18 protein-coding genes are annotated in these 20,140 nt (G+C 63.2%); 11 read left to right on the forward strand and 7 right to left on the reverse strand.

Going from position 1 to position 20,140, the window contains the following annotated elements:
• Positions 1–137 precede the first annotated feature (137 nt).
• Positions 138–1,184: a uroporphyrinogen decarboxylase gene (hemE, locus tag BLW80_RS05210; RefSeq protein ID WP_093757357.1), complete on the forward strand. Its 1,047-nt coding sequence runs from the start codon at positions 138–140 to the stop codon at positions 1,182–1,184.
• A gap of 947 nt (positions 1,185–2,131) precedes the next feature.
• On the opposite strand, the gene BLW80_RS05220 is transcribed toward hemE, so the two are convergent.
• The 4 genes from BLW80_RS05220 to BLW80_RS05235 all read right to left on the reverse strand — a co-directional run bounded on the left by BLW80_RS05220 (position 2,132) and on the right by BLW80_RS05235 (position 6,309).
• Positions 2,132–3,142, reverse strand: a complete 1,011-nt coding sequence (locus tag BLW80_RS05220) for a L,D-transpeptidase family protein (RefSeq protein WP_093757076.1) — start codon at positions 3,140–3,142, stop codon at positions 2,132–2,134.
• Between the two features lie 112 nt (positions 3,143–3,254).
• Positions 3,255–3,974, reverse strand: coding sequence for a ribonuclease activity regulator RraA (locus BLW80_RS05225; RefSeq protein WP_093757077.1), 720 nt, complete (start codon positions 3,972–3,974; stop codon positions 3,255–3,257).
• Between the two features lie 12 nt (positions 3,975–3,986).
• Positions 3,987–5,726, reverse strand: a complete 1,740-nt coding sequence (gene araD / locus BLW80_RS05230; protein ID WP_093757078.1) for an L-arabinonate dehydratase — start codon at positions 5,724–5,726, stop codon at positions 3,987–3,989.
• 97 nt (positions 5,727–5,823) lie between these two features.
• A complete protein-coding gene (locus tag BLW80_RS05235) occupies positions 5,824–6,309 on the reverse strand; it encodes a MarR family winged helix-turn-helix transcriptional regulator (RefSeq protein ID WP_374725612.1) in 486 nt (161 codons plus the stop codon).
• 91 nt (positions 6,310–6,400) lie between these two features.
• Here BLW80_RS05235 and BLW80_RS05240 point away from each other — a divergent pair, with 91 nt between their 5' ends.
• The 5 genes from BLW80_RS05240 to BLW80_RS05260 all read left to right on the forward strand — a co-directional run bounded on the left by BLW80_RS05240 (position 6,401) and on the right by BLW80_RS05260 (position 12,124).
• Positions 6,401–7,186, forward strand: coding sequence for an SDR family NAD(P)-dependent oxidoreductase (locus tag BLW80_RS05240; RefSeq protein WP_244527960.1), 786 nt, complete (start codon positions 6,401–6,403; stop codon positions 7,184–7,186).
• A gap of 339 nt (positions 7,187–7,525) precedes the next feature.
• Positions 7,526–8,725 carry an ABC transporter substrate-binding protein gene (locus BLW80_RS05245; protein WP_093757359.1) on the forward strand — a complete coding sequence of 400 codons (1,200 nt, stop codon included), beginning with the start codon at positions 7,526–7,528 and terminating at the stop codon, positions 8,723–8,725.
• 21 nt (positions 8,726–8,746) lie between these two features.
• The gene (locus BLW80_RS05250; protein WP_093757080.1) at positions 8,747–9,604 is read left to right on the forward strand and encodes a branched-chain amino acid ABC transporter permease; all 858 of its coding nucleotides are present in this window, start codon (positions 8,747–8,749) and stop codon (positions 9,602–9,604) included.
• Positions 9,604–11,403 (forward strand): branched-chain amino acid ABC transporter ATP-binding protein/permease, encoded by a 1,800-nt coding sequence (locus BLW80_RS05255; protein ID WP_093757081.1) that lies wholly within the window; start codon positions 9,604–9,606, stop codon positions 11,401–11,403. Before BLW80_RS05250 ends, BLW80_RS05255 begins: the two co-directional genes overlap by 1 nt.
• Positions 11,384–12,124 carry an ABC transporter ATP-binding protein gene (locus BLW80_RS05260; RefSeq protein WP_170849579.1) on the forward strand — a complete coding sequence of 247 codons (741 nt, stop codon included), beginning with the start codon at positions 11,384–11,386 and terminating at the stop codon, positions 12,122–12,124. Before BLW80_RS05255 ends, BLW80_RS05260 begins: the two co-directional genes overlap by 20 nt.
• Positions 12,125–12,265: 141 nt before the next feature.
• Here the strand turns inward: BLW80_RS05260 and BLW80_RS05265 are convergent, their stop codons facing one another.
• Together BLW80_RS05265 and BLW80_RS05270 are read right to left on the reverse strand one after the other, a co-directional pair.
• Positions 12,266–13,042 (reverse strand): cyclase family protein, encoded by a 777-nt coding sequence (locus BLW80_RS05265; protein WP_093757083.1) that lies wholly within the window; start codon positions 13,040–13,042, stop codon positions 12,266–12,268.
• Between the two features lie 148 nt (positions 13,043–13,190).
• Complete coding sequence (locus tag BLW80_RS05270; RefSeq protein WP_093757084.1) at positions 13,191–14,189, reverse strand: fumarylacetoacetate hydrolase family protein; 999 nt, start codon at positions 14,187–14,189, stop codon at positions 13,191–13,193.
• 122 nt (positions 14,190–14,311) lie between these two features.
• On the opposite strand from BLW80_RS05270, the gene BLW80_RS05275 reads away from it, so the two are divergent.
• From BLW80_RS05275 to BLW80_RS05295, 5 genes are read left to right on the forward strand one after another with little or no spacing between them, the layout of a single operon-like run.
• Positions 14,312–15,238, forward strand: coding sequence for an ABC transporter substrate-binding protein (locus tag BLW80_RS05275; protein ID WP_093757085.1), 927 nt, complete (start codon positions 14,312–14,314; stop codon positions 15,236–15,238).
• 10 nt (positions 15,239–15,248) lie between these two features.
• A complete protein-coding gene (locus BLW80_RS05280; RefSeq protein WP_093757086.1) occupies positions 15,249–15,947 on the forward strand; it encodes a GntR family transcriptional regulator in 699 nt (232 codons plus the stop codon).
• A gap of 5 nt (positions 15,948–15,952) precedes the next feature.
• Positions 15,953–16,759, forward strand: coding sequence for an ABC transporter ATP-binding protein (locus tag BLW80_RS05285; protein ID WP_093757087.1), 807 nt, complete (start codon positions 15,953–15,955; stop codon positions 16,757–16,759).
• Positions 16,756–17,520 carry an ABC transporter permease gene (locus tag BLW80_RS05290; RefSeq protein WP_093757088.1) on the forward strand — a complete coding sequence of 255 codons (765 nt, stop codon included), beginning with the start codon at positions 16,756–16,758 and terminating at the stop codon, positions 17,518–17,520. Before BLW80_RS05285 ends, BLW80_RS05290 begins: the two co-directional genes overlap by 4 nt.
• Complete coding sequence (locus BLW80_RS05295; RefSeq protein WP_093757089.1) at positions 17,517–18,284, forward strand: ABC transporter permease; 768 nt, start codon at positions 17,517–17,519, stop codon at positions 18,282–18,284. Before BLW80_RS05290 ends, BLW80_RS05295 begins: the two co-directional genes overlap by 4 nt.
• A gap of 156 nt (positions 18,285–18,440) precedes the next feature.
• On the opposite strand, the gene pgm is transcribed toward BLW80_RS05295, so the two are convergent.
• Positions 18,441–20,090, reverse strand: a complete 1,650-nt coding sequence (gene pgm, locus BLW80_RS05300) for a phosphoglucomutase (alpha-D-glucose-1,6-bisphosphate-dependent) (RefSeq protein ID WP_093757090.1) — start codon at positions 20,088–20,090, stop codon at positions 18,441–18,443.
• Positions 20,091–20,140: the final 50 nt, after the last annotated feature.

Consider the following 20,140-nt stretch of genomic DNA (forward strand, 5'->3'; position numbering starts at 1 on the left):
GACACCTTGAGATGCGTCAAAACGTGAGGTGAATCGCCGGTTTTGCGGAATTGCCGCGCCTCGCCAAGAGCGCAGCGGCGGTGTATCAGAGGCGGCAAAATCATGCCGTTCGGCACCAGTTTCCGGAACCCAAGCATTTGACCCAGTCCACGCCCCGCAAGCCGTTCCTCGATGTCCTCGCCGGCCAGCGCCAGGCGGTGCCGCCGCTCTGGATGATGCGACAGGCCGGGCGTTATCTGCCTGAATATCGCGAGGTCCGCGCGCAGGCCGGTGGTTTCCTCGATCTGTGCTTCAATCCGGATTTCGCCACCGAAGTGACGCTGCAGCCGATCCGGCGTTTCGGCTTCGATGCCGCGATCATCTTCTCGGATATTCTGGTGATCCCCTATGCGCTTGGCCGTTCCGTGCGTTTCGAGGTCGGCGAAGGCCCGCGGCTCGATCCGCTGGATACGCCCGAGAAGGTTGCGACGCTTTCGCCCGAAGCGGATTTCACCAGGCTCGAACCGGTGTTCGAAGCGCTGCGCCGCGTGCGCGCGCAGCTCGATCCGAAGATTACGCTGATCGGATTCTGCGGCGCGCCCTGGACCGTTGCGACTTACATGGTTGCCGGTAAGGGCACGCCGGATCAGGCACCGGCGCGAATGATGGCCTATCGGCATCCGGAGGCCTTCGCGAAAATCATCGACACCATCGTCGAGAACTCGATCACTTACTTGCTCAGTCAGCTCAACGCCGGCGCCGACGTGCTGCAGATCTTCGACACCTGGGCCGGCATACTGCCTGCGGCGGAATTCCAGCGCTGGTCGGTGGAGCCGACCAAGCGCATCATCGCCGGCGTGCGTGCCAAGGTGCCGAATGCGAAAATCATCGGCTTCCCGCGCGGCGCCGGCGCGCTGCTGCCGAGTTATGTCGGCGCCACCGGTGTCGATGCCGTGAGCATCGACTGGGCCGCCGAGCCGTCCTTCGTACGCGAGCGGGTGCAGAGCCACGTCGCGGTGCAGGGCAATCTCGATCCGCTGGTACTGATCGCCGGTGGCTCCGCGCTCGATCGCGCTGTCGATGACGTGCTGGCGAATTATGCCAGCGGACGCTTCATCTTCAATCTCGGCCACGGCATCCAGCCGGAAACGCCAATCGCCCATGTGGAGCAGATGGTGAAGCGGGTGCGGGATTTCAGGGGATAGCATCTTCCTTCTCCCTCCCCCTTGCGGGGAGGGTGGCGCGTTGCGAGCGCAGCGAGCAAACGTGACGGGTGGGGGTGCCCCACGTGAGAGCGTCGCTTGTGGCTCCCCCACCCCGGCCTATCGGCCGACCCTCCCCACTGCGCATTGCTTGAGGGAGGGAGACTTCTGGCGTCTGTGCGTCGTTGCTGATGTGAATGTCAAACAGCCACTGCTTTGCAGACATGCGTCATCGCCCCCATTGTTTGCGGCGCGGGGGCGCCGTCGTCGCTTGCATTCCCGCCCCCTGTGAGAGGGCGTGCGGAACGCCGGGTGCCCGTTGCACCCTTGGGCCTGATGCGATGCGGTCTTCCGCAATTGAGAGTGCATCAGGACTTTCGGAGGCGCCGAGCAAGTGCCCGACGTTCCGCATGCGATGTTTTTTCGGTTGCCTGCACATCTGCCATGGCGAACGCTCCCATCACCAAAATTAATGTCCCAGGGCGGAGGGACAGGGTAGCCGCAAAGCACTTGGCCGAACGCGTTTCGATTTGGTCGTCCGTCACACTGTCCAGAGGTCCTTCCATCTCAAGGCCGGCCGTCCCCTTGCCAGTGGCAGTGCTGGCGCAGATCCGTCCTGCCCGAAGACAGACGTTCCCCCATGAACCGCGTGACGCCGCATCTCCGGCGTCCACCGCATCCCACCCCGCGAACGTGACGATCGCGCTCGCCCCTCTCATCGGGGTAGGACGGAGGGGAATATAAACCTGATGGGGATGTTGTCAACGGAGGATAGGAAAAAATGTTTGGTGCAGGCTTGCCGCCCCACACCGTCATTCACCGCCACTCCAATTGGAGTGGCGGTGAATCCCAGCATGTTCAGCGCAAAATACTCCGGGATTCCGGGTTCGCGTGCGGCTGGCGCCGCCCACGCCCCCGAATGACGAGGAGGACGCGCAATACCGCGCGCACTACTTCGCCGCCTGCTTGCCGTCGACGAAGCTGATTTCCACACCCTTCTTCACGGATGCACCGAGGCGCTCCACGTCCCAGTTGGTCAGACGCACGCAGCCGTGGGAATCGCTCTTGCTGACGCGGGACGGATCCGACGTGCCGTGGATGCCATAACTCTTCTCCGACAGGCCGATCCACATGGCACCGACGGGATTGTTGGGGCCGCCATTGATGGTGAAGGGCTTCGACGATTCCACGCCCTTGAACTTGTATTTCGGATCGTAACGATAGACCGGGTTGGCGTGAACCGAGGTCACTTTCAGTGCACCCGATGGCGTCGGCTTCTCATCGCTGCCGACACTGGCGGGATAGAAGGCGAGCAACGCGCCGTCCTTGGCGAAGGCCTTCACGGTCTGGCGGACCTTGTCGACCTCGAGGCGGCTGACCTTGTCGGGCTTGCGATCCGAGAGCTTGACGATGGTGATGGTCTCACCGGCCTTGTCGAACTTTGCTTTGGGATTGAGCGTCTCGAGCAGATCCTGGCTCATATGGAAGCGTTCGCCGAGGGCTTCGCGGGCGCTGGTGTAGTCCAGTTTCTTCAGCGATTTCATCTCTTCCATCTTGACTGGAAGCTTGTCGAGGAATGGGCCCTTCACGTCCTTCTCGGTCAGCACATAGTCGGTCATGACCGGGTCCGATGATCCCGCCTGCAGCTTCGCCCAGATCTCCGGCGTCAGCGCCTTGCCGGACGGCAGGCTGTTGGCTTCCGCGAAAGCCAGCAGTGCCTTCTCCACATTGTCGCCGAACATCCCGTCGATCTCGCCCGGCGAGAAATGCGCGCGGTCGAGCAGCACCTGGAGCTTCACCGCCAGCGAGCTGAGCTTCTCGTCGGGCGGCAGCTTGCCGGTGAAATTGGCGGCGTTGATCGTCTCGGCATTGAAAGCCCTGGACGGCTTGTCGGAATCCTTGGCGAGGGCTGCGCCTTGCGCCAGCAGCGATAGTCCGACCGCGACGATGAGGCTGCGCATAGCGTCTCTTTCCGGCTGAGTGATGGATGATGCGCACCAGCGCATCTCTCCAAGACAAAGCCAAGAACCGCCTCTGGTTCCATCCTGACGCGATGCACGCCGTGATCGCGCCCTACCGCCCCTTCTCCTTCCGCCACGCTGCGAAATCCACCAGCGTCTGTTCATCGGTCGCCGGATAGAGCCCGAAGATGCCCTTGCCCTTCTGCACCTGTTCGGTGACGAAATCCTCGAAGGCGGTCATCTCGAAGGCCTCGTTGGCGATCTCGTCGGCAAGATGCGCGGGGATGACGATGACGCCATCGCTGTCGCCGAGGATCACGTCGCCGGGAAACACCGGCGCATCGCCGCAGCCGATCGGACCGTTGATCTCGATGGCCTGATGCAGCGTCAGATTGGTCGGGGCGCTCGGACGATGGTGATAGGCGGGGAAACCGAGCTTGGCGATCTCGGCGGAATCGCGGAAGCCGCCATCGGTGATGACGCCGGCAACGCCGCGCTGGGCCAGACGGTTGATCAGGATCGCGCCGGCGGAGGCCGCACGCGCATCCTTGCGGCTGTCCATCACGAGCACCGCGCCGGGCGGGCAGTCCTCGACAGCCTTGCGCTGGGGATGCGAGCGATCCCTGAACACGTCGAGCTTGTTGAGATCCTCGCGCGCCGGCATGTAGCGCAGCGTGAAGGCCTCGCCGACCAGCGTCGGCTGGTCGGCGCCGAGCGGATGGACGTCCTGGATGCATTGCGTGCGGAAGCCGCGCTTGTAGAGCGCGGTGGCCACGGTTGCGGTGGAGATGGTCTTGAGTTTGGCGCGGGTCGCGTCGCTGAGCTTGGTCATGGGATCACTCACTCAATAAATCACGGGTTCTTTGACCGGCGCGCCGAAGTCGGTGCGCAGGAAGTCGAAGTCGCAGCCTTCATTGGCCTGCTGGATATGTTTGGTGAACATCCAGCCATAGCCGCGTTCGTAATTGCGCTCCGGGGCTTTCCACGCCGCGCGGCGCTTTTCCATTTCGGCATCCGAGATGTCGAGATTGATCGTGCGGGCATCGACGTCGAGGGTGATCATGTCGCCATTCTCGACCAACGCCAGCGGACCGCCGATAAAGGATTCCGGCGCAACATGCAGGATGCAGGCGCCATAGCTGGTGCCGCTCATGCGCGCATCCGACAAGCGGACCATGTCGCGCACGCCCTGCTTCACCAGCTTCTTCGGGATCGGCAGCATGCCCCATTCCGGCATGCCCGGCCCGCCCTGCGGACCCGCATTGCGCAGGATCAGCACATGATCGGCCGTCACATCGAGGCTCTCGTCATCGATCGCTTTCTTCATGCTGGGATAGTCGTCAAACACCATCGCCGGCCCGGTATGCTTGAGGAAGCGCGGCTCGCAGGCGGACGGCTTGATGACGCAGCCATCCGGCGCGAGGTTGCCCTTCAGCACCGCGAGCGCACCCTCCGCATAGATCGGGTCCTTCACCGTTCGGATGACGTCGTCGTTATAGACTTCAGCGCCGGCGATGTTCTCACCCAGCGTCTTGCCGGTGACGGTCATCACGTCGAGATGCAGATGCTCCTTGATGCGGCTCATCAGTCCCGGCAGGCCGCCGGCATAGAAGAAATCCTCCATCAGATATTTGTCGCCGGACGGGCGGACATTGGCGATCACGGGCACCTTGCGGCTGGCGATCTCGAAATCGTCGAGGCCGATATCCTGACCGGCGCGGCGCGCCTGCGCGATCAGATGGATGATCGCATTGGTCGAGCAGCCCATGGCCATCGCCACGGTGATGGCGTTCTCGAAGGCCTTGCGCGTCTGGATCTTCTGCGGTGTCAGATCTTCCCACACCATTTCGACGATGCGGCGGCCGCATTCGCTGGCCATGCGGATGTGACCGGCGTCTGCAGCAGGGATCGACGATGCGCCCGGCAGCGTCATGCCGATGGACTCCGCGATCGCCGTCATGGTCGAGGCCGTGCCCATGGTCATGCAGGTACCGTAGCTGCGGGCAATGCCGCCCTCGACCTCGACCCATTCCTTGTCGGAGATTTTCCCCGCACGGCGCTCATCCCAGTATTTCCAGGCATCGGAGCCGGAGCCGAGCGTCTTGCCCTTCCAGTTGCCGCGCAGCATCGGGCCAGCCGGCAGATAGATCGCGGGATAACCGGCACTGGTGGCGCCAAGCAGAAGCCCCGGCGTGGTCTTGTCGCAGCCGCCCATCAGCACGACGCCATCGACGGGATGGCCGCGCAGCAGTTCCTCGGCATCCATTGCCAGCATGTTGCGGTAGAGCATCGTCGTCGGCTTCAGGAAGCTCTCCGACAGCGACAGCGCCGGCAGCTCCATCGGGAAGCCGCCGGCCATCAGGATGCCGCGTTTGACGTCATCGACGCGGGTCTTGAAATGCATGTGGCACGGCTGCGCTTCCGACCAGGTGTTGAGGATGGCAATGACGGGACGCCCGGCCCACTCCACCGGCGCATAGCCCTGCTGCATCGCGCGCGAGCGATGGCCGAAGGCACGCAGGTCATCCGGCGCAAACCAGCGCGCGCTGCGGAGTTGATCGGGGGTCTTCTTGTGGCCCGGCATAATTCCATCCCTGTTTCTTTTTGCTTTGGCACGACTTACTTTTGCACGATGCGAACCAGTCAAGCCGGTCGAGTGTGCCGGATTCGACTGTAGCGGTTCAAGACCGCCTGGCCAATGTCCGGTCCGGCGTCTGTGCATCTGCCAGCCGATGCGCTTCCAATGCCTCGGCATAGAGCGCGAGACCTTCGGCCACCTTCTGACGCTGGGCCGGGGCCAGTTGCTGCAAGGCATTGGTGACCTGCCGCTGCCCATAGGCCTCGATCGCCTCGCGGGTCCGCCGCCCCTTGGCCGTCAGCAACAGCCGCTTGACGCGGCCGTCGCCGGCACTGGCGGCTTCCTTCAATTCGCCCGCGTCGATCAGCTTGCGGATCATCCGGCTGACGCTGGATTTCTCCAGCCCGAGAAACGCGGATAATTCGACTGCAGTCATCGCCTCGCGCGCGCCGATCTCCAGCAGCGTATGCACCGCCGATGGCGGATAGTCGGTCGCTGCAACCGTTGCCTGCATGAAACCGAGTTCGCGCACCATCAGACGCGACGCGGCGCGGATGTGATCAATCAAATCGGCGTCAATATCGGACAATCGCAGGCTCCTTGACGATAGTTGCATGATACAACTATATTGCTGGCGACGAATAACGACCGTGTTAGCACGATCCGTGCAAGGAATGATCATGACAACCAGCGCTGCCCAGTTCCGCCCCCGCGACCGCATGGCCGGACGCATCTGCCTCGTGACCGGCGGCGGCACCGGCATCGGCCGGGCGGCCGCGCTGCAGATGGCACAGGAAGGCGCAGCTGCAGTGGTGATCGCAGGCCGTCGCGAGGCCGAGGGACAGGCCGCGGCCGAAGACTGCGGCCGGTGCGGCGCCAAGACACTGTTCGTGCGCACCGACGTGACCGAGGAGGCCGAGGTCGCCAGCCTGGTGCAGGCTGTGATGTCCCGTTTCGGGCGGCTCGACGTGGCCTTCAACAATGCCGGTTATCAGGAACGGCGAGCGCCGGTCGAGCAGCAGACAGAGGCGGTCTATGACACCGTGTTCGACGCCAATGTCCGCTCGGTGTTTCTTGGCCTGAAGCACCAGATCCAGGCCATGGAACTGAATGGCGGCGGCCGCATCGTCATCAATGCTTCGGTGAGCGGCATCCGCAATCCCAATCCCGGCCTTGCGCTATATTCTGCATCGAAAGCGGCGGTGATCTCACTGATGCGTTCGGCAGCGATGGAATGCGGGCCGCGCGGCATCCGCATCAATGCGGTGGCGCCGGGCCGCGTCGTCACCGACATGATGCTGGCCTCGGGGATCGCCGACATGTCGGCCGTCGCAGCCGGCCTTCCGATCCGGCGTATGGGCCAGCCGCATGAAGTCGCCGAAGCCGTGGTGTGGCTCGCCTCCGACGATGCCGGCTACATCGTCGGCCATGTGCTATCGGCAGATGGCGGCTTCAGCGCGACCTGACGACGGCCACGCATCATTGCGTTGCAACAGACGAGCGGGACTGCAGGGCAGCACCGTGTGACTTGCAACGGCCAGGCCCTTGGCAACGCCGCTGCCATCGTCAAAGATCACAAGCCGATTGCCAAAGCCACCGCGACAGGTCAGCCTGAGGCGATGGAGATGGATCTGCGCGTCGCGCTCTGCCACCGCGCAACATCGGCATATGTCATGACGATCCGGAGTATCTGACCGACCAACGACATCACCCACGCACATCATCCGGCAACGACCGGGCGGACGAAACGGATGCCTGCATCAATGACAGGCACCGCAAAGGGAAAACACAGGGAGGAAGTCAAGATGAGCATTTCTCGTCGTGGTATTCTATTGGGCGGCGCCGGCGCACTCGGCGCAGCAAGCTTTCCACTCGCACGTCCCGCCATTGCGCAATCGTCCGAACCGATCAAGATCGGCTGGCTCGCCGCCATGACCGGACCGAGTTCGGCGCCGACCGTCGGCTTCAACCGCGGCGTCACATTTGCCACGGAGGCCATCAATGCCGCCGGCGGCGTCAAGGGCCGCAAGATCGAGATCATCACGCGCGACACCCAAGGCGATCCGACCAAGGCCGTCAACGCCACGCAGGAACTGATCAGCCAGGCCAAGGTCCATGCGATCTGGGGGCCGGTGAATTCCGGCGAGGCACTGGCCACGACGCCATTGATGGCGCGCGCCAAGATGCCCGACCTGCATCCCTGCGTCGTCGATACGCTGATCGACCCCGCGAAATTCCCCGCCGCATTCCGCATCGCGCCGTCCAACGGCCAGTGGGACGACGCCGTCAGGAACTACTGTCTCAAGGTGCTGAAAGTCAGCAAGATTGCCGTGATCGGCGACACCACGGGCTACGGCGTCACCGCCGTGAAGGCCTCGGTCGAGGCATTCAAGAAAGACGGCGCCGATGTCGTCTATCAGGCCAATATCGACGCGACACAGCCCGACATGACGCCGGATATGCTGCGCGCCAAGAATGCCGCTGCGCAGGTCATCGTGGTGTGGAGCGTCTCCACCGGCATGGAAGCGCGCATGTTCAACACCCGCGCGTCGATGGGTTGGGACGTTGCCTTTGTCGGCCATCCGTCGCTGGCATCCGGCGAACTCGCCAGCCTGATCGAGAAGCCCGCCAACTGGGAGAAGGTCTACGCCATCGGCTACAAGAGCTGCAGCTACGATTCAGCCGGCAAACTGCCTGCGAAGAGCCAGGATCTCGTCGATCGCCTGAACAAGGCCAAGGTGCCGCTGAACGACACGCTGCTGTGGTGGATCGCCGGCGGGATCGACGCGGTCGAGCTGATCGCCAGGGCTGTCGAAGCCAGCGGATCGACCGACAGCGAGGGCATCGTCAAATACTGGAACTCGCTGACCAAATATCCCGGCTATTTCGGCAACTACTCGTTCTCTCCCACCCAGCATAACGGCTATCCGACCGACGAGATCGTCATGTCGGAAGCGCGTTCGGCCAAGAACGGCACCTTCGCCCTCGCCCCCGGCTACTCGTAAGCCGGCGCGAGGACGACACACATGCTCGGCTCGATCATAGCTTCAGGTCTCGCGGCGGGCGCGATCTATGCGCTCGTCGGCATCACCTACAACACGATGTTCTCGACCTCGCGGGTGATGAGCTTCACCGCCGGGCAGCTCGCCATGCTCGGCGGGGTGTTCGGCTCGCTGTTCATGCTGAAAATGGGGATGCCGACTTTGGTCGGCTTCGCCCTGACGCTGATCGCCTGCGCGATCATCGGCGTCATCACCGAATTCGTCGCGGTGCGTCCGGTGCTCAAAAGCCTCGAGCAGCATCTCTATGTGCTGTCGACGCTCGCACTCGCACTGATGATACAGCAGGTCACCGCGATCAAATGGGGCACCGAGCCGCAGCCCTTCCCGCGCATCGTCGGTCTCGGCACCGGCGTGTGGGACGAAAAGTTTTGGCTCCCTGTTGTGGCCTGCGGCCTCACCATTCTCGGCCTCGAATATCTCTATCGCCGCACGCTGGTGGGCCATGCCTTCATGGCCATCGCCGAGGATAATTTTGCCGCGCGTGCGCTCGGCCTGCCCGAACGCAACCTGCGCGTGGCAAGCTATGCCCTCGCCGGCGTGATCGGCGGCGTCGCGGGCTTTGCCGGCGGCGAACTGATGCTGGCCTTCTTCGCCAATGGCGCGCTGTTGAACTTCTACGGCTTCGTGCCCGTTGCGCTCGGCGGCCTCGGCAACAATCGCGGCGCGCTGACCGGCGGGCTCGCGCTCGGCCTGTTCCAGCAGGCGGCGAATTTCCTGGTTGGCGGCATCTTCTCGTCGGTCGCCGTGTTCGCGATCTTCATCATCGTGTTGCTGGCAGCGCCCTCGGGCCTGTTCGGCTCCGCAACGGCGCGGAGGGTGTGATGACGGCGATCACCGATATTCCGACATCGCGCGAGACCACGACCAGACACTCCGTATTGCCGGCACTGCTGCCGTTCCTCGGCGTGTTCGCGCTGGCGATGATCCTGCCTTTCGTCAGCAACGACTACTGGGCGCTGATCGGCACGCGTGCCGCGATCTACTGGGTGTTGGTGGCCGGGCTCAATCTTGTGGTCGGCTTCGCCGGCCATCTCGCCATCGGCTATGTGGCGCTGCTGACGCTCGGGGCCTACACGACCAGCGTGCTTGCCGCCGGCAATGTGCTGCCGCCGGTGCCGATCTACGGCGCGCTGATCATCGCAAGCTGCGTTGGCGCGGTGTTCGGCGTCATCGTCGGCCTGCCGGCGATGCGGCTGCGCACCTTCTACTTCGCCATGACCACACTCGGCTTCGCCACCATCGTGACGCAGATCGCGCTGGCCTGGCAGAGCGTCACCGGCGGCGGCATCGGCATCGTCGGCCCGGAATTCTCCGCGCCGTTCAACACGCCATGGGGCTTTTATTATCTGTGCATCGGCTTCGCGGCGGTGGCGACATGGCTCAGCGCCAATATCGCCTATAGCCGGTTTGGCCGCGCACTGATCGCGATCCGCGATGCGGATGTGGCCGCGGAAGCCACCGGCATTTCGAAACCGAAGCTGCTGGTGTCGATCTTCCTGCTCGCCGGCGCCATGGCGGCTTTTGCCGGCGGGCTGTTCGCCAGCCTGCAAACCTATATCACGCCGGACGCCTTCACCTTCGATCTCTCGGTCTTGTTCTTCATCGCCATCCTGATCGGCGGCCGCGGCTCGATCCTCGGCCCTATGCTCGGCACCATCATTCTCACCATCCTGCCGGAGATCGCAGCACCGCTCGCGGCATGGTCGACCTTCCTCTATGCGGTGCTGCTGCTCTTGATCGTGCTGGTGATGCCCGGCGGCATCGCGGCGCTGCTGGATTTCAAGAGCCGCCGTCCGCTCGCCAGCAACCGCGCTATCGTGCCGCGCATCGCCGGGCTGTCGGACGTGTTGCGCAAGACTGCCACGACCAAGACGCTCACCTTGCGCGAAGTCGTCCTCACCTTCGGCAATGTCCGGGCCATCGACGGCCTAGACCTCGACGTGAAGCCGGGCCAGATCCACGGCCTGATCGGGCCCAATGGCTCCGGCAAGACCACCACACTGAATGTGATCTCCGGCTACTACGCCGCCAAGGGCGGCACCATCACGCTCGGTGACGATGCGCTGCCGCCCGGCATGCCGGAACTGCGCGCCGGCAAAGGCATCGCCCGCACCTTCCAGACGCCGCGCGTGATCGGCGAAGCCTCGGTGCTTGAGAATGTCATGGTCGGCGGCACCATCGAGGGCGAAGCGACATTTGCCGAGGCGCTGCTGTCGCTGCCGCGGCACCACCGCGACGAACGCAAGCTCAGCGCACAGGCGCGCGCGATGCTCGGCGTTGTCGGGCTGGAGGCGCTGGCGGATGTCCGCGCCGATCGCCTGCAGCACAGCGAGTTGCGCTTCATCGAGATCGCGAGGGCCTTGATGCTGCAGCCGGACTTCCTGTTGCTGGACGAACCCGCCGCAGGCCTCTCCAGCGACGAAATCACGCGACTCGGCACGCTGATCAAGGCGATCAGCCGCCGCGGCACCGGCGTACTCTTGGTGGAACATCACGCCGACCTGATCTTCGACATCTGCAATCAGGTCACGGTGCTCAACCTCGGCAAGATCCTCGCCGCCGGCACCCCCGCCGAAATCCGCGTTCACAAGGAGGTCGTCAGTGCTTACCTCGGAGGCTGAACCGCTGCTCAAGGTCACCGCGCTGGAATCCGGCTACGGCAAGATCCGCGTGCTCCATGGTATCGACCTGCATATCACCGCCGGCGAAGTGGTGACATTGCTCGGCCCCAACGGCACCGGGAAATCAACCTTGCTGCGCGCGATCTCCGGCCTGCTGCCGGTCAATGCGGCGAGCGTTCGCTTCGATACCCGCGACATCAGCAACGGCACGCCGCGCGAGGCAGCACGTGCCGGGCTCGTCCATGTGATCGAGGGACACCGCGTGTTCACGCAGCAGACCGTGACCGAAAATCTGCTGCTCGCGGCCTACGACCTGCCGCGCGGCGAGCGCAACGCGCGCGTTGATGAAGCGCTGTCGTTCTTTCCGGAGATCGCCGAGAAGCGCAATGAGCGCGGAGCGTCACTCTCGGGCGGACAACAGCAGATGCTGGTGGTGGCACAGGGGCTCGTGCGGCGGCCACGGCTCTTGATGCTGGACGAACCCTCTGCGGGTCTGTCACCCGTGCTGGTCGACCGCGTGCTGACGGTGATCGCGCAATTGCAGAAACAGGGCACTGCGGTGCTGCTGGTGGAGCAACTGGTGGAGAAAGCGCTGGCGGCGGCCAACCGCGTCTATGCGCTGTCGCAGGGGCGTATCGTGCTGGAAGCCGCGACGTCGGAAGCGAACCTGCCGCAGCGGCTGGAGCGGGCGTATTTTGGGCATGAAGCGGCGGCGGTGTAGCGCGGCGCTGCTCCACACTGTCATTCCGGGGCGCGAGCGCATCTTCGCGCACGCGAACCCGGAATCCCAATATGAGAGTCACATGTCGAGATTCCGGGTTCGCTCGCGAAGAGCGAGCGCCCCGGAATGACAGTGTGTGGTTCACCCATCAATAATCGCTACCGCCCTTGTCCACCCCGCCGATGCCTTCTCGATCTTCACCGGGAAACACGACACCATGAAGCCGGTCGATGGCAGTTGTTCGAGATTGTGCAGCTTCTCGAGATGGCAATAGCCGATGTGGCGGCCGGCCTTGTGGCCTTCCCAGATCAGGCTGGCGTCTTTCGTCTCGGCATATTTCTTCGCGGTGTAAACGAAGGGCGCGTCCCAGCTCCAGCCATCGATGCCAGTGAGGCGCACGCCCCTCTCCAGCAGATACATGGTGGCCTCATAGCCCATGCCGCAGCCGGAGATGACGTAGTCCTGCTGGCCGTATTTGACGCCGGCAGAGGTGTTGACGACGACGATCTCCAGCGGGCTCAACGTATGGCCGATGCGCTTGAGCTCGTCCTCGACATCCTTGGCCGTCGCGACATAGCCATCTGGAAAATGCCGGAAGTCGAGCTTTACGCCCGGCTGCAAACACCAGTCCAGCGGCACTTCGTCGATGGTCCAGGAACGCTCGCCACGATTCATGGTGGGATGGAAATGATAGGGCGCATCGAGATGCGTGCCGTTATGGGTCGAGAGCTGCACCAGTTCCACCGCCCAGCCCTGCCCGTCCGGCAGATCCTCAGCCTTCAGCCCGTCGAAAAACTGCAGCATCCGCGGCAGGCCCTGCTGATGATCGACATAATTGATGGTGGGATGATTACCCGGCGGATCGGCGGGAACGTCGTTCTGCAGGGGAACGGAGATGTCGATGAGGCGACGGGGCATGGTGGTTTCCTCGGGGTTTTGTCTTTTGTTTGATCCTATCGGTCGTCATTGCGAGGAGCCCTTGCGACGAAGCAATCCAGTCTGCGCTTGTTGCTTCTGGATTGCCGCGTCGCTTCGCTCCTCGCAATGACGTGGAAAGGCAGGTGCGTTACACGTCCTGCCGCACCACTTTGTTCTTCAACACGCCGATCTTCTCGACCTCGAGTTCGATCTCGTCATTATGTTCGAGATACCAGCCGAGTTCGAGGCCGCAGCCGTTGCCGACGGTGCCGGAGCCGATGAATTCGCCGGGCATCAGCGTCTCGTCCTGCGTCACATGGGCGATGATCTCCTCGAAGGAGAACAACATGCCCTCGCTGGTCGAGGACGAGCGCACCTTGCCGTTGACGCGGCATTCCATCTTCAGTCTGTAGGGATCGCCGATCTCATCCGGCGTGACAATCCACGGCCCCAGCACATTGCCGCCGTCGAAGCTCTTGCCTTTGGCGGGACCCAGGCGGCCTTCCATCTCCAGCCGCTGCGCATCGCGGGCCGAGAAATCATTGAAGATAGTATAGCCGAAGATGTGATCCTTCGCCCTGGCCGCAGAAATATTCGCGCCCTTGGTCTTGGTGACGATGCCGAATTCGAGTTCGTAGTCCATGACCTTGCTGTAGCGCGGCCACTTCACCGTGGTGTTGGTGCCGCGCACGCTGAAGCGGTTGGTGATGTAGTAGATCGGCTGGCGGCGATAGACTTCGGGCAATTCGCCGAGTGGCTCGGCTTCGAGCCGTGCCAGTTCTTCCATGTCACCCTTCGCACGGGCGGCCAGCTTCAACTGGCCACGCGGCGACTGCCGGATATGCAGCGGAAACGACATGCCATCGCGCATCTGCCGCGGCTCGGGCAATGGTGCGAGAATGTCTGTGCCGGCGACGGCGACCGAGAGCGACGCGTCGCTGCCGTGCTTCTCAAACAAGGCTCGCGCCACATCGAGCGCGCCTTCACCTGCATCGATCAACGCCAGCATCGATGTGAAGGCGGGATTGCCGCCATCGCGGGCCGCGGCGCCGGCGAGATCGAACAGCTTGGTATCGTTGGCGTGAGCGATGCCGACCCTGGCTTGGCCATCCTGCTGGCCGCCGGCACGAAATGTCGCGAGCTTCACTGGCGTCTCCCACTTGCTTTTGTTCTTCGATAAAATATATGATCAAAAAAAATATCGATAAACAAGAGGCGATCGCAAAGATTGCTTCACGATCGAAAAATGCTCGGGTGAGGGAGACGACCATGACCAAGTGGACGGTGGCAGCCCTATTGGCCACGCTCGCTGTGACGGGCACCGCGCATGCCCAGACCAAGCTCCAGATCGGTTGCACTGCAACAACGGACTGCGCGTCCGCGATGATCGCGGTCGATGAAGGCATCTTCAAGAAGCACGGGCTCGATGCCGAGATGATCCCCATCGGCATCAACTCCAATATCCCGGCGGCCATTCTGTCCGGCTCGATCCAGATCGGCGGCCCGACCTCCACCGTCTTCCTGCAGGCTGCCGATGGCGGCCTCGATCTTGTCGCGGTCGCCGGCGCAACGGTGATGAGCCCGACCTCAAACGCCAATATTACCGCCTTCGTGCGTAACGGCATCACGATCAAGGAGCCGAAGGACTTCATCGGCAAGAAGGTCGGCGCACCGGGCCTCGGTGCATTTCTCCACGTGCTGTTCGTCAAATGGTTGGTCGACAAGGGCGTCGATCCCAGGAAGGTCAATTTCGTCGAAGTAACCTTCCCGACCATGCCGGACATCATCAAGTCCGGCGGTGTCGATGCTGTGCTGACCGCCGAGCCGACGGTATCGCGCATGCTGGCGGCCGGCAGCGGCAGCATCGGCGCACGCTACGCGTCGGAGCTTGAGCGCACGGAGCCGATCATCTTCTACGCGGCCTCGCGCGAATGGGCCGAGAAGAATCCCGACACCGTCAGGAAATTCCGCGCTGCCATCGCCGAAGGTGCGGCGATCGTGAACAGCGACAAAGACAAGACCTCAGCCGCGATTGCCAAATTCACCAAACAGACCATCGAACTGGTGAAGGCATCGCCGCCGAACAAGTCGGAGCCGGTGCTGAAGCCCGAGCAACTGGCATGGTGGATCGACGTCATGTCCTCGCAGAAAATGCTGGAGACCAAACTCGATCTCAACAAACTGATTCTGAAATAGGTCAAACTGAATGGCGGGCCAGCCCCTTAGCAGTACAATCGACGTATCCGGCTCGGATACGCTGAGCGAGCGTGCAGCGACACTGCTTCAGCATGACATCATTGCCGGCAATCTCGCGCCAGGCACGCGGCTTGGCATCGTCGATCTCGTGCAACGTTACGAGATCGGCGCCACGCCGATGCGCGAAGGACTGTCGCGCCTGATCTCACGCGGCCTGATTATCGGCATCGGCCAGCGCGGTTTTCGCGTCGCCGACATCAGCCGGGAGGATCTGGCCGACATCACACGAATGCGTAGCGTGGTGGAGATGGAGGCGCTGCGGCTGGCCATCGAACATGGCGACGATGCCTGGGAGGCTGGCATCCTCGGCGCCCTTCACCAGATGCGCAGGCATATCGACCGGACCGGCGATGAATTCCGCGAAGGAGCGCCGGATTTCGACAAGCTCCATAAGGGATTTCACACCGCATTGCTGGCGGCCTGCAATTCGAAGCGCCTGCTCTCGGCCCATTCGGAACTTTACGATCAGGCTTATCGCTACCGCAGGGTGATGATGCGCGGCTTCGACAGCGGCAGCCGCTTTGTCGCAGCCCATCAGCTTCTGGCCGATCGCGTGCTGGCGCGCGAAACCGGTCCTGCGCAGGCCATGCTGACGTCGCATCTGCACTCGACGCTCGCTTTCGTCTATCCGCCCGGACAGGGAGATTGAGCGCGATGACATCCATTGCCCTTCGCAAAGACATGCCGTCCGCCCAACCCGAAAAGTCGCAGATCGCGTTTTCCCATGTCACGCTGGATCTCGGCGGCAAGACGATTATCGAAAACATCAGCCTCGACGTGAAGCCCGGCGAGTTCCTCTGCATCATCGGCGCCTCCGGCTGCGGCAAGACCACGGCGCTCCGCCTCGCCGCCGGCCTGTACCAACCGACATCCGGACATGTCAGCTTCGACGGCGAGCCGATGCGCGCGCCGCGGCGCGACGTCGCCATCGTGTTCCAGGATTACGGCAAGGCGCTGCTGCCATGGCGCACCGCCGCCGGAAATGTCGCGCTGGCGCTGGAAACCATCGGCATGCCCAAGGCCCAGCGCCCGGCCCGCATCGACGAGTTGCTGAAGAAAGTCGGGCTGCCCCATCACGCCGCGAAATATCCTGCCGAGATGTCCGGCGGCATGCAGCAGCGGCTGCAGATCGCACGATGTCTGGCGCAGGAACCGAAAGCGCTGCTGATGGACGAGCCGTTCGGCGCGCTTGATGCCATGACGCGGCAGGGCCTGCAGGACGAGGTCCTGTCGCTGCTCGATGCCAGCAAGGCCACGGTGATCTTCGTCACCCACGATCTCGAAGAGGCCATTTATCTCGGCGACCGCGTGGTGGGCCTGCTGCCGCATCCCGGCCGCATCGGCATCGATCTTCCGATCAACCTGCCGCGCCCGCGCGATCAGTTGACCACGCGCGAGAACCCGGAATTCCTGCGGCTGCGCCGCGAATTGTTCGACTTCATCAAGGCATCGGAAGCATGAGATCCGAGCGCCTGAAAGCGGCGATCCTTCCGATGAGCCTGCTCATCGTGCTGGAAATCTGGGCGCGCTCTGTCGATATCCACAGCGATGCATTGGCACCGCCGAGCGCCGTGGTGCTGGCGCTGTTTCAGGCGTTCGGCGACGGCTCCATCCTGGCGGCGACGCGTGACACATTGGCTTCGGCCTTTGCCGGCCTCGTGGTCGGCGGCGCCATCGGATTGTTCCTCGGAATTGCACTCGGTATCTTCCAGCCGCTGGATCGGCTGATGGAAGTCACCATCGAATCCCTGCGGCCGATCCCCTCCATCGCGCTGCTACCGATCGCCCTGATCGCGCTCGGCTTCGGCTATCGCATGGAAATTGTGATCGTCGCCTTTGCCTGTGTGTGGCCGATCCTGATCCTCAGCCGCGCTGCGGTGCGCAGCATCGAGCCACGACTGATAGAAGTCTCCCGCGCGCTGCGGCTGTCGCCAGGCGACCGCGTCCGTAAGATCATCATTCCCGCGGCACTGCCGCGCATCTTTCTCGCCTTTCGCCTAGCGGCCGGCATTGCTCTGATCGTCGCCGTCACCGTGGAAATCGCGATCAATCCCATCGGACTCGGCGCCGGAATCATGATTGCGCAGCAAGCATTGCGGCCGGACCTGATGCTCGCTTACCTGCTGTGGATCGGCCTGATCGGCTATGCGCTCAATGCCGGATTACTGGCAGCGCAGCAGCATCTGTTTGGCCCCGCGGCGCTGGCGGGAGAGGTCCGATGAACTGGGCACTCACCCTCTGGCGCCTTGCCAGCTTCGCCGTGGCTGCAGGCTTGATCGCGCTGTGGCAGTTGATCGCCAATCTGAAACTGGTCTCGCCGGTGTTCCTGCCGGGCCCCGATCGCGCATGGGCCGCGCTGATGCGCGGCTTCAGCAATGGCACGTTGCTGGACAAGACAATCGGCACCCTCGAACACATGTTCTATGGCTGGCTGGTCGCATCCGTCGTCGGCATCGCACTCGGCGCCATGATCGGCTCGTCCAAGGCGATGCGCAGCTATGTCGCTCCGTCGCTGGAATTCCTGCGGCCCCTGCCCGTATCGGCGATCATTCCCGTCGCCATCGCCCTGTTCGGGCTGACCCAGGGCATGGCACTGTTCGTCATCGCTTTCGGCGCGATCTGGCCGATGCTGCTTGCGACCGTTCACGGCTTCGGCGCAGTAGAGCCGCGTCTCTATGAGGTCGCGCGCTCGCTGCACATGTCGCGCCTCGCGGTGATCTTTAAGATAGCTCTGCCATCTGCGAGCCCCGACATCATCTCCGGCATGCGTCTGAGCCTGACCGTGTCGCTGATCCTGGCGGTGGTCTGCGAAATTCTCGCCGGCCTCGACGGCCTCGGCCACTGGGTGCTGCTCTCCGCGCGCGCGTTTCGTTCGCCGGATCTGTTCGCCGGCGTGATCCTGCTCGGCGTGATCGGCTATGTGACCGCGCTGGCGATGTCGATGGTCGAGCAGCGCCTGCTGCGGTGGCGAACGAGCGGGCATTGAGAGCCACATACTCGTCGTTCCGAGGCGCTCGCCCTTGCGAGCGAACCCGGAACCTCATTCTGTGACTCTCTGATCGCGCCAAACACCACGAGGTTCCGGGTTCGCGCGCGAAGAAGCGCGCGCCCCGGAACGACGAGTGTGGGGTTGCGCGTGAGGCTATTTCGCAAACACCTTCGAGATCGCCGCCTGCGCGTCGCTTTGAATCTGCTTGAGATGATCCTCGCTGCGGAAACTCTCCGCATAGATCTTGTAGACGTCCTCGGTGCCGGACGGCCGCGCGGCGAACCAGCCATTGGCGGTCGAGACCTTGATGCCACCGAAGGACTGGTCGTTGCCGGCCGCCTTACTCTCGGTCTTGGTCACCGCATCGCCGGCGAGCTCGGTCATGCCGATCTGCTCCGGCGTGACCTTCTTCAGCACATTCTTCTGCTCGGGCGTGGCCGCGGCGTCGATGCGCTCGTAATAGGGCACGCCGAATTCGGTGGTCAGCTTCTCGAAACGCTGGCTCGGATTTTCCTTCGTCACCGCGGTGATCTCGGCGGCGAGCAGACCAAGGATCAAGCCATCCTTGTCGGTGGTCCACACCGTGCCGTCCTTGCGCAGGAACGAGGCGCCAGCGCTCTCCTCGCCGCCGAAGCCGAACGAGCCATCGACGAGACCGTTCACGAACCATTTGAAGCCGACCGGCGTCTCGACCAGTTGGCGGCCGAGCTTGTTCACCACGCGATCGATGATGGCGCTGGAGACGATGGTCTTGCCCACCGCCGCATCCTTGCGCCAGTTCGGACGGTGCGCGAACAGATAGTCGATGGACGCCGCGAGATAATGGTTCGGATTCATCAAGCCGCCGGTTGATGTGACGATGCCGTGGCGGTCGGCATCGGTGTCGTTGGCAAAAGCGACGTCGAACCTGTCGCGCATGCCGATCAACTTGGCCATCGCATAGGGCGACGAACAATCCATGCGGATTTTGCCATCCCAGTCCAGCGTCATGAAGCGAAAGGTCGGATCGATCGCGGTATTCACGATGGTCGCATCGAGCTTGTATCGCTCGATGATCGGCTGCCAGTAATGCACACCGGCGCCGCCGAGCGGATCGATGCCGATCTTGACGCCTGATGCGCGGATCGCCTCCATGTCGACGACATCGGCGAGGTCGGTCACATAGGGCGTGATGAAATCGTAGCGCTTCACGAATTCGGATTTGCGCGCACGCGCGATCGGGATGCGCTTAACGCCGGCCATGTCGTTCTCGAGGAAGCCGTTGGCAGCTTTCTCCATGATGCCGGTGATGTCGGTATCGGCCGGGCCACCGTTCGGCGGATTATATTTGAAGCCGCCGTCTTCCGGCGGGTTGTGCGACGGCGTGACCACGACGCCATCGGCCAGACCGGACGAGCGGCCCTTGTTGTAGGTGAGGATAGCGTGGGAGATCACTGGCGTCGGCGTATAACCGTCATCCTGGTCGATCCGCACATGCACGCCATTGGCGGCGAAGATTTCCAGCGCGCTGACCAGTGCCGGTTCAGCCAGCGCATGGGTGTCGATGCCGATGAAGAGCGGGCCGTCGATGCCGGCACCCTTGCGGTAATCGCAGATCGCCTGGCTGACGGCGAGGATGTGGTTCTCGTTGAAGGAATTATGGAGCGCGGAGCCGCGATGGCCGGAGGTGCCGAAAGCGACGCGCTGGGCGGGGATGGACGGATCCGGCTTGCCGGCGAAATAGGCCGTCACCAGCCGAGGCACGTTGACCAGCAGGGATGGATCGATTGTTTTGCCGGCCAGCGGACTCACATGAGCAGCCATTTGTTCTCCTTCGCACACCAAGAGCCCAGACGCGGCGCAACCGTCGCGGG

The organism is Tardiphaga sp. OK245 (genome assembly GCF_900108575.1).
GTDB lineage: Bacteria > Pseudomonadota > Alphaproteobacteria > Rhizobiales > Xanthobacteraceae > Tardiphaga > Tardiphaga robiniae.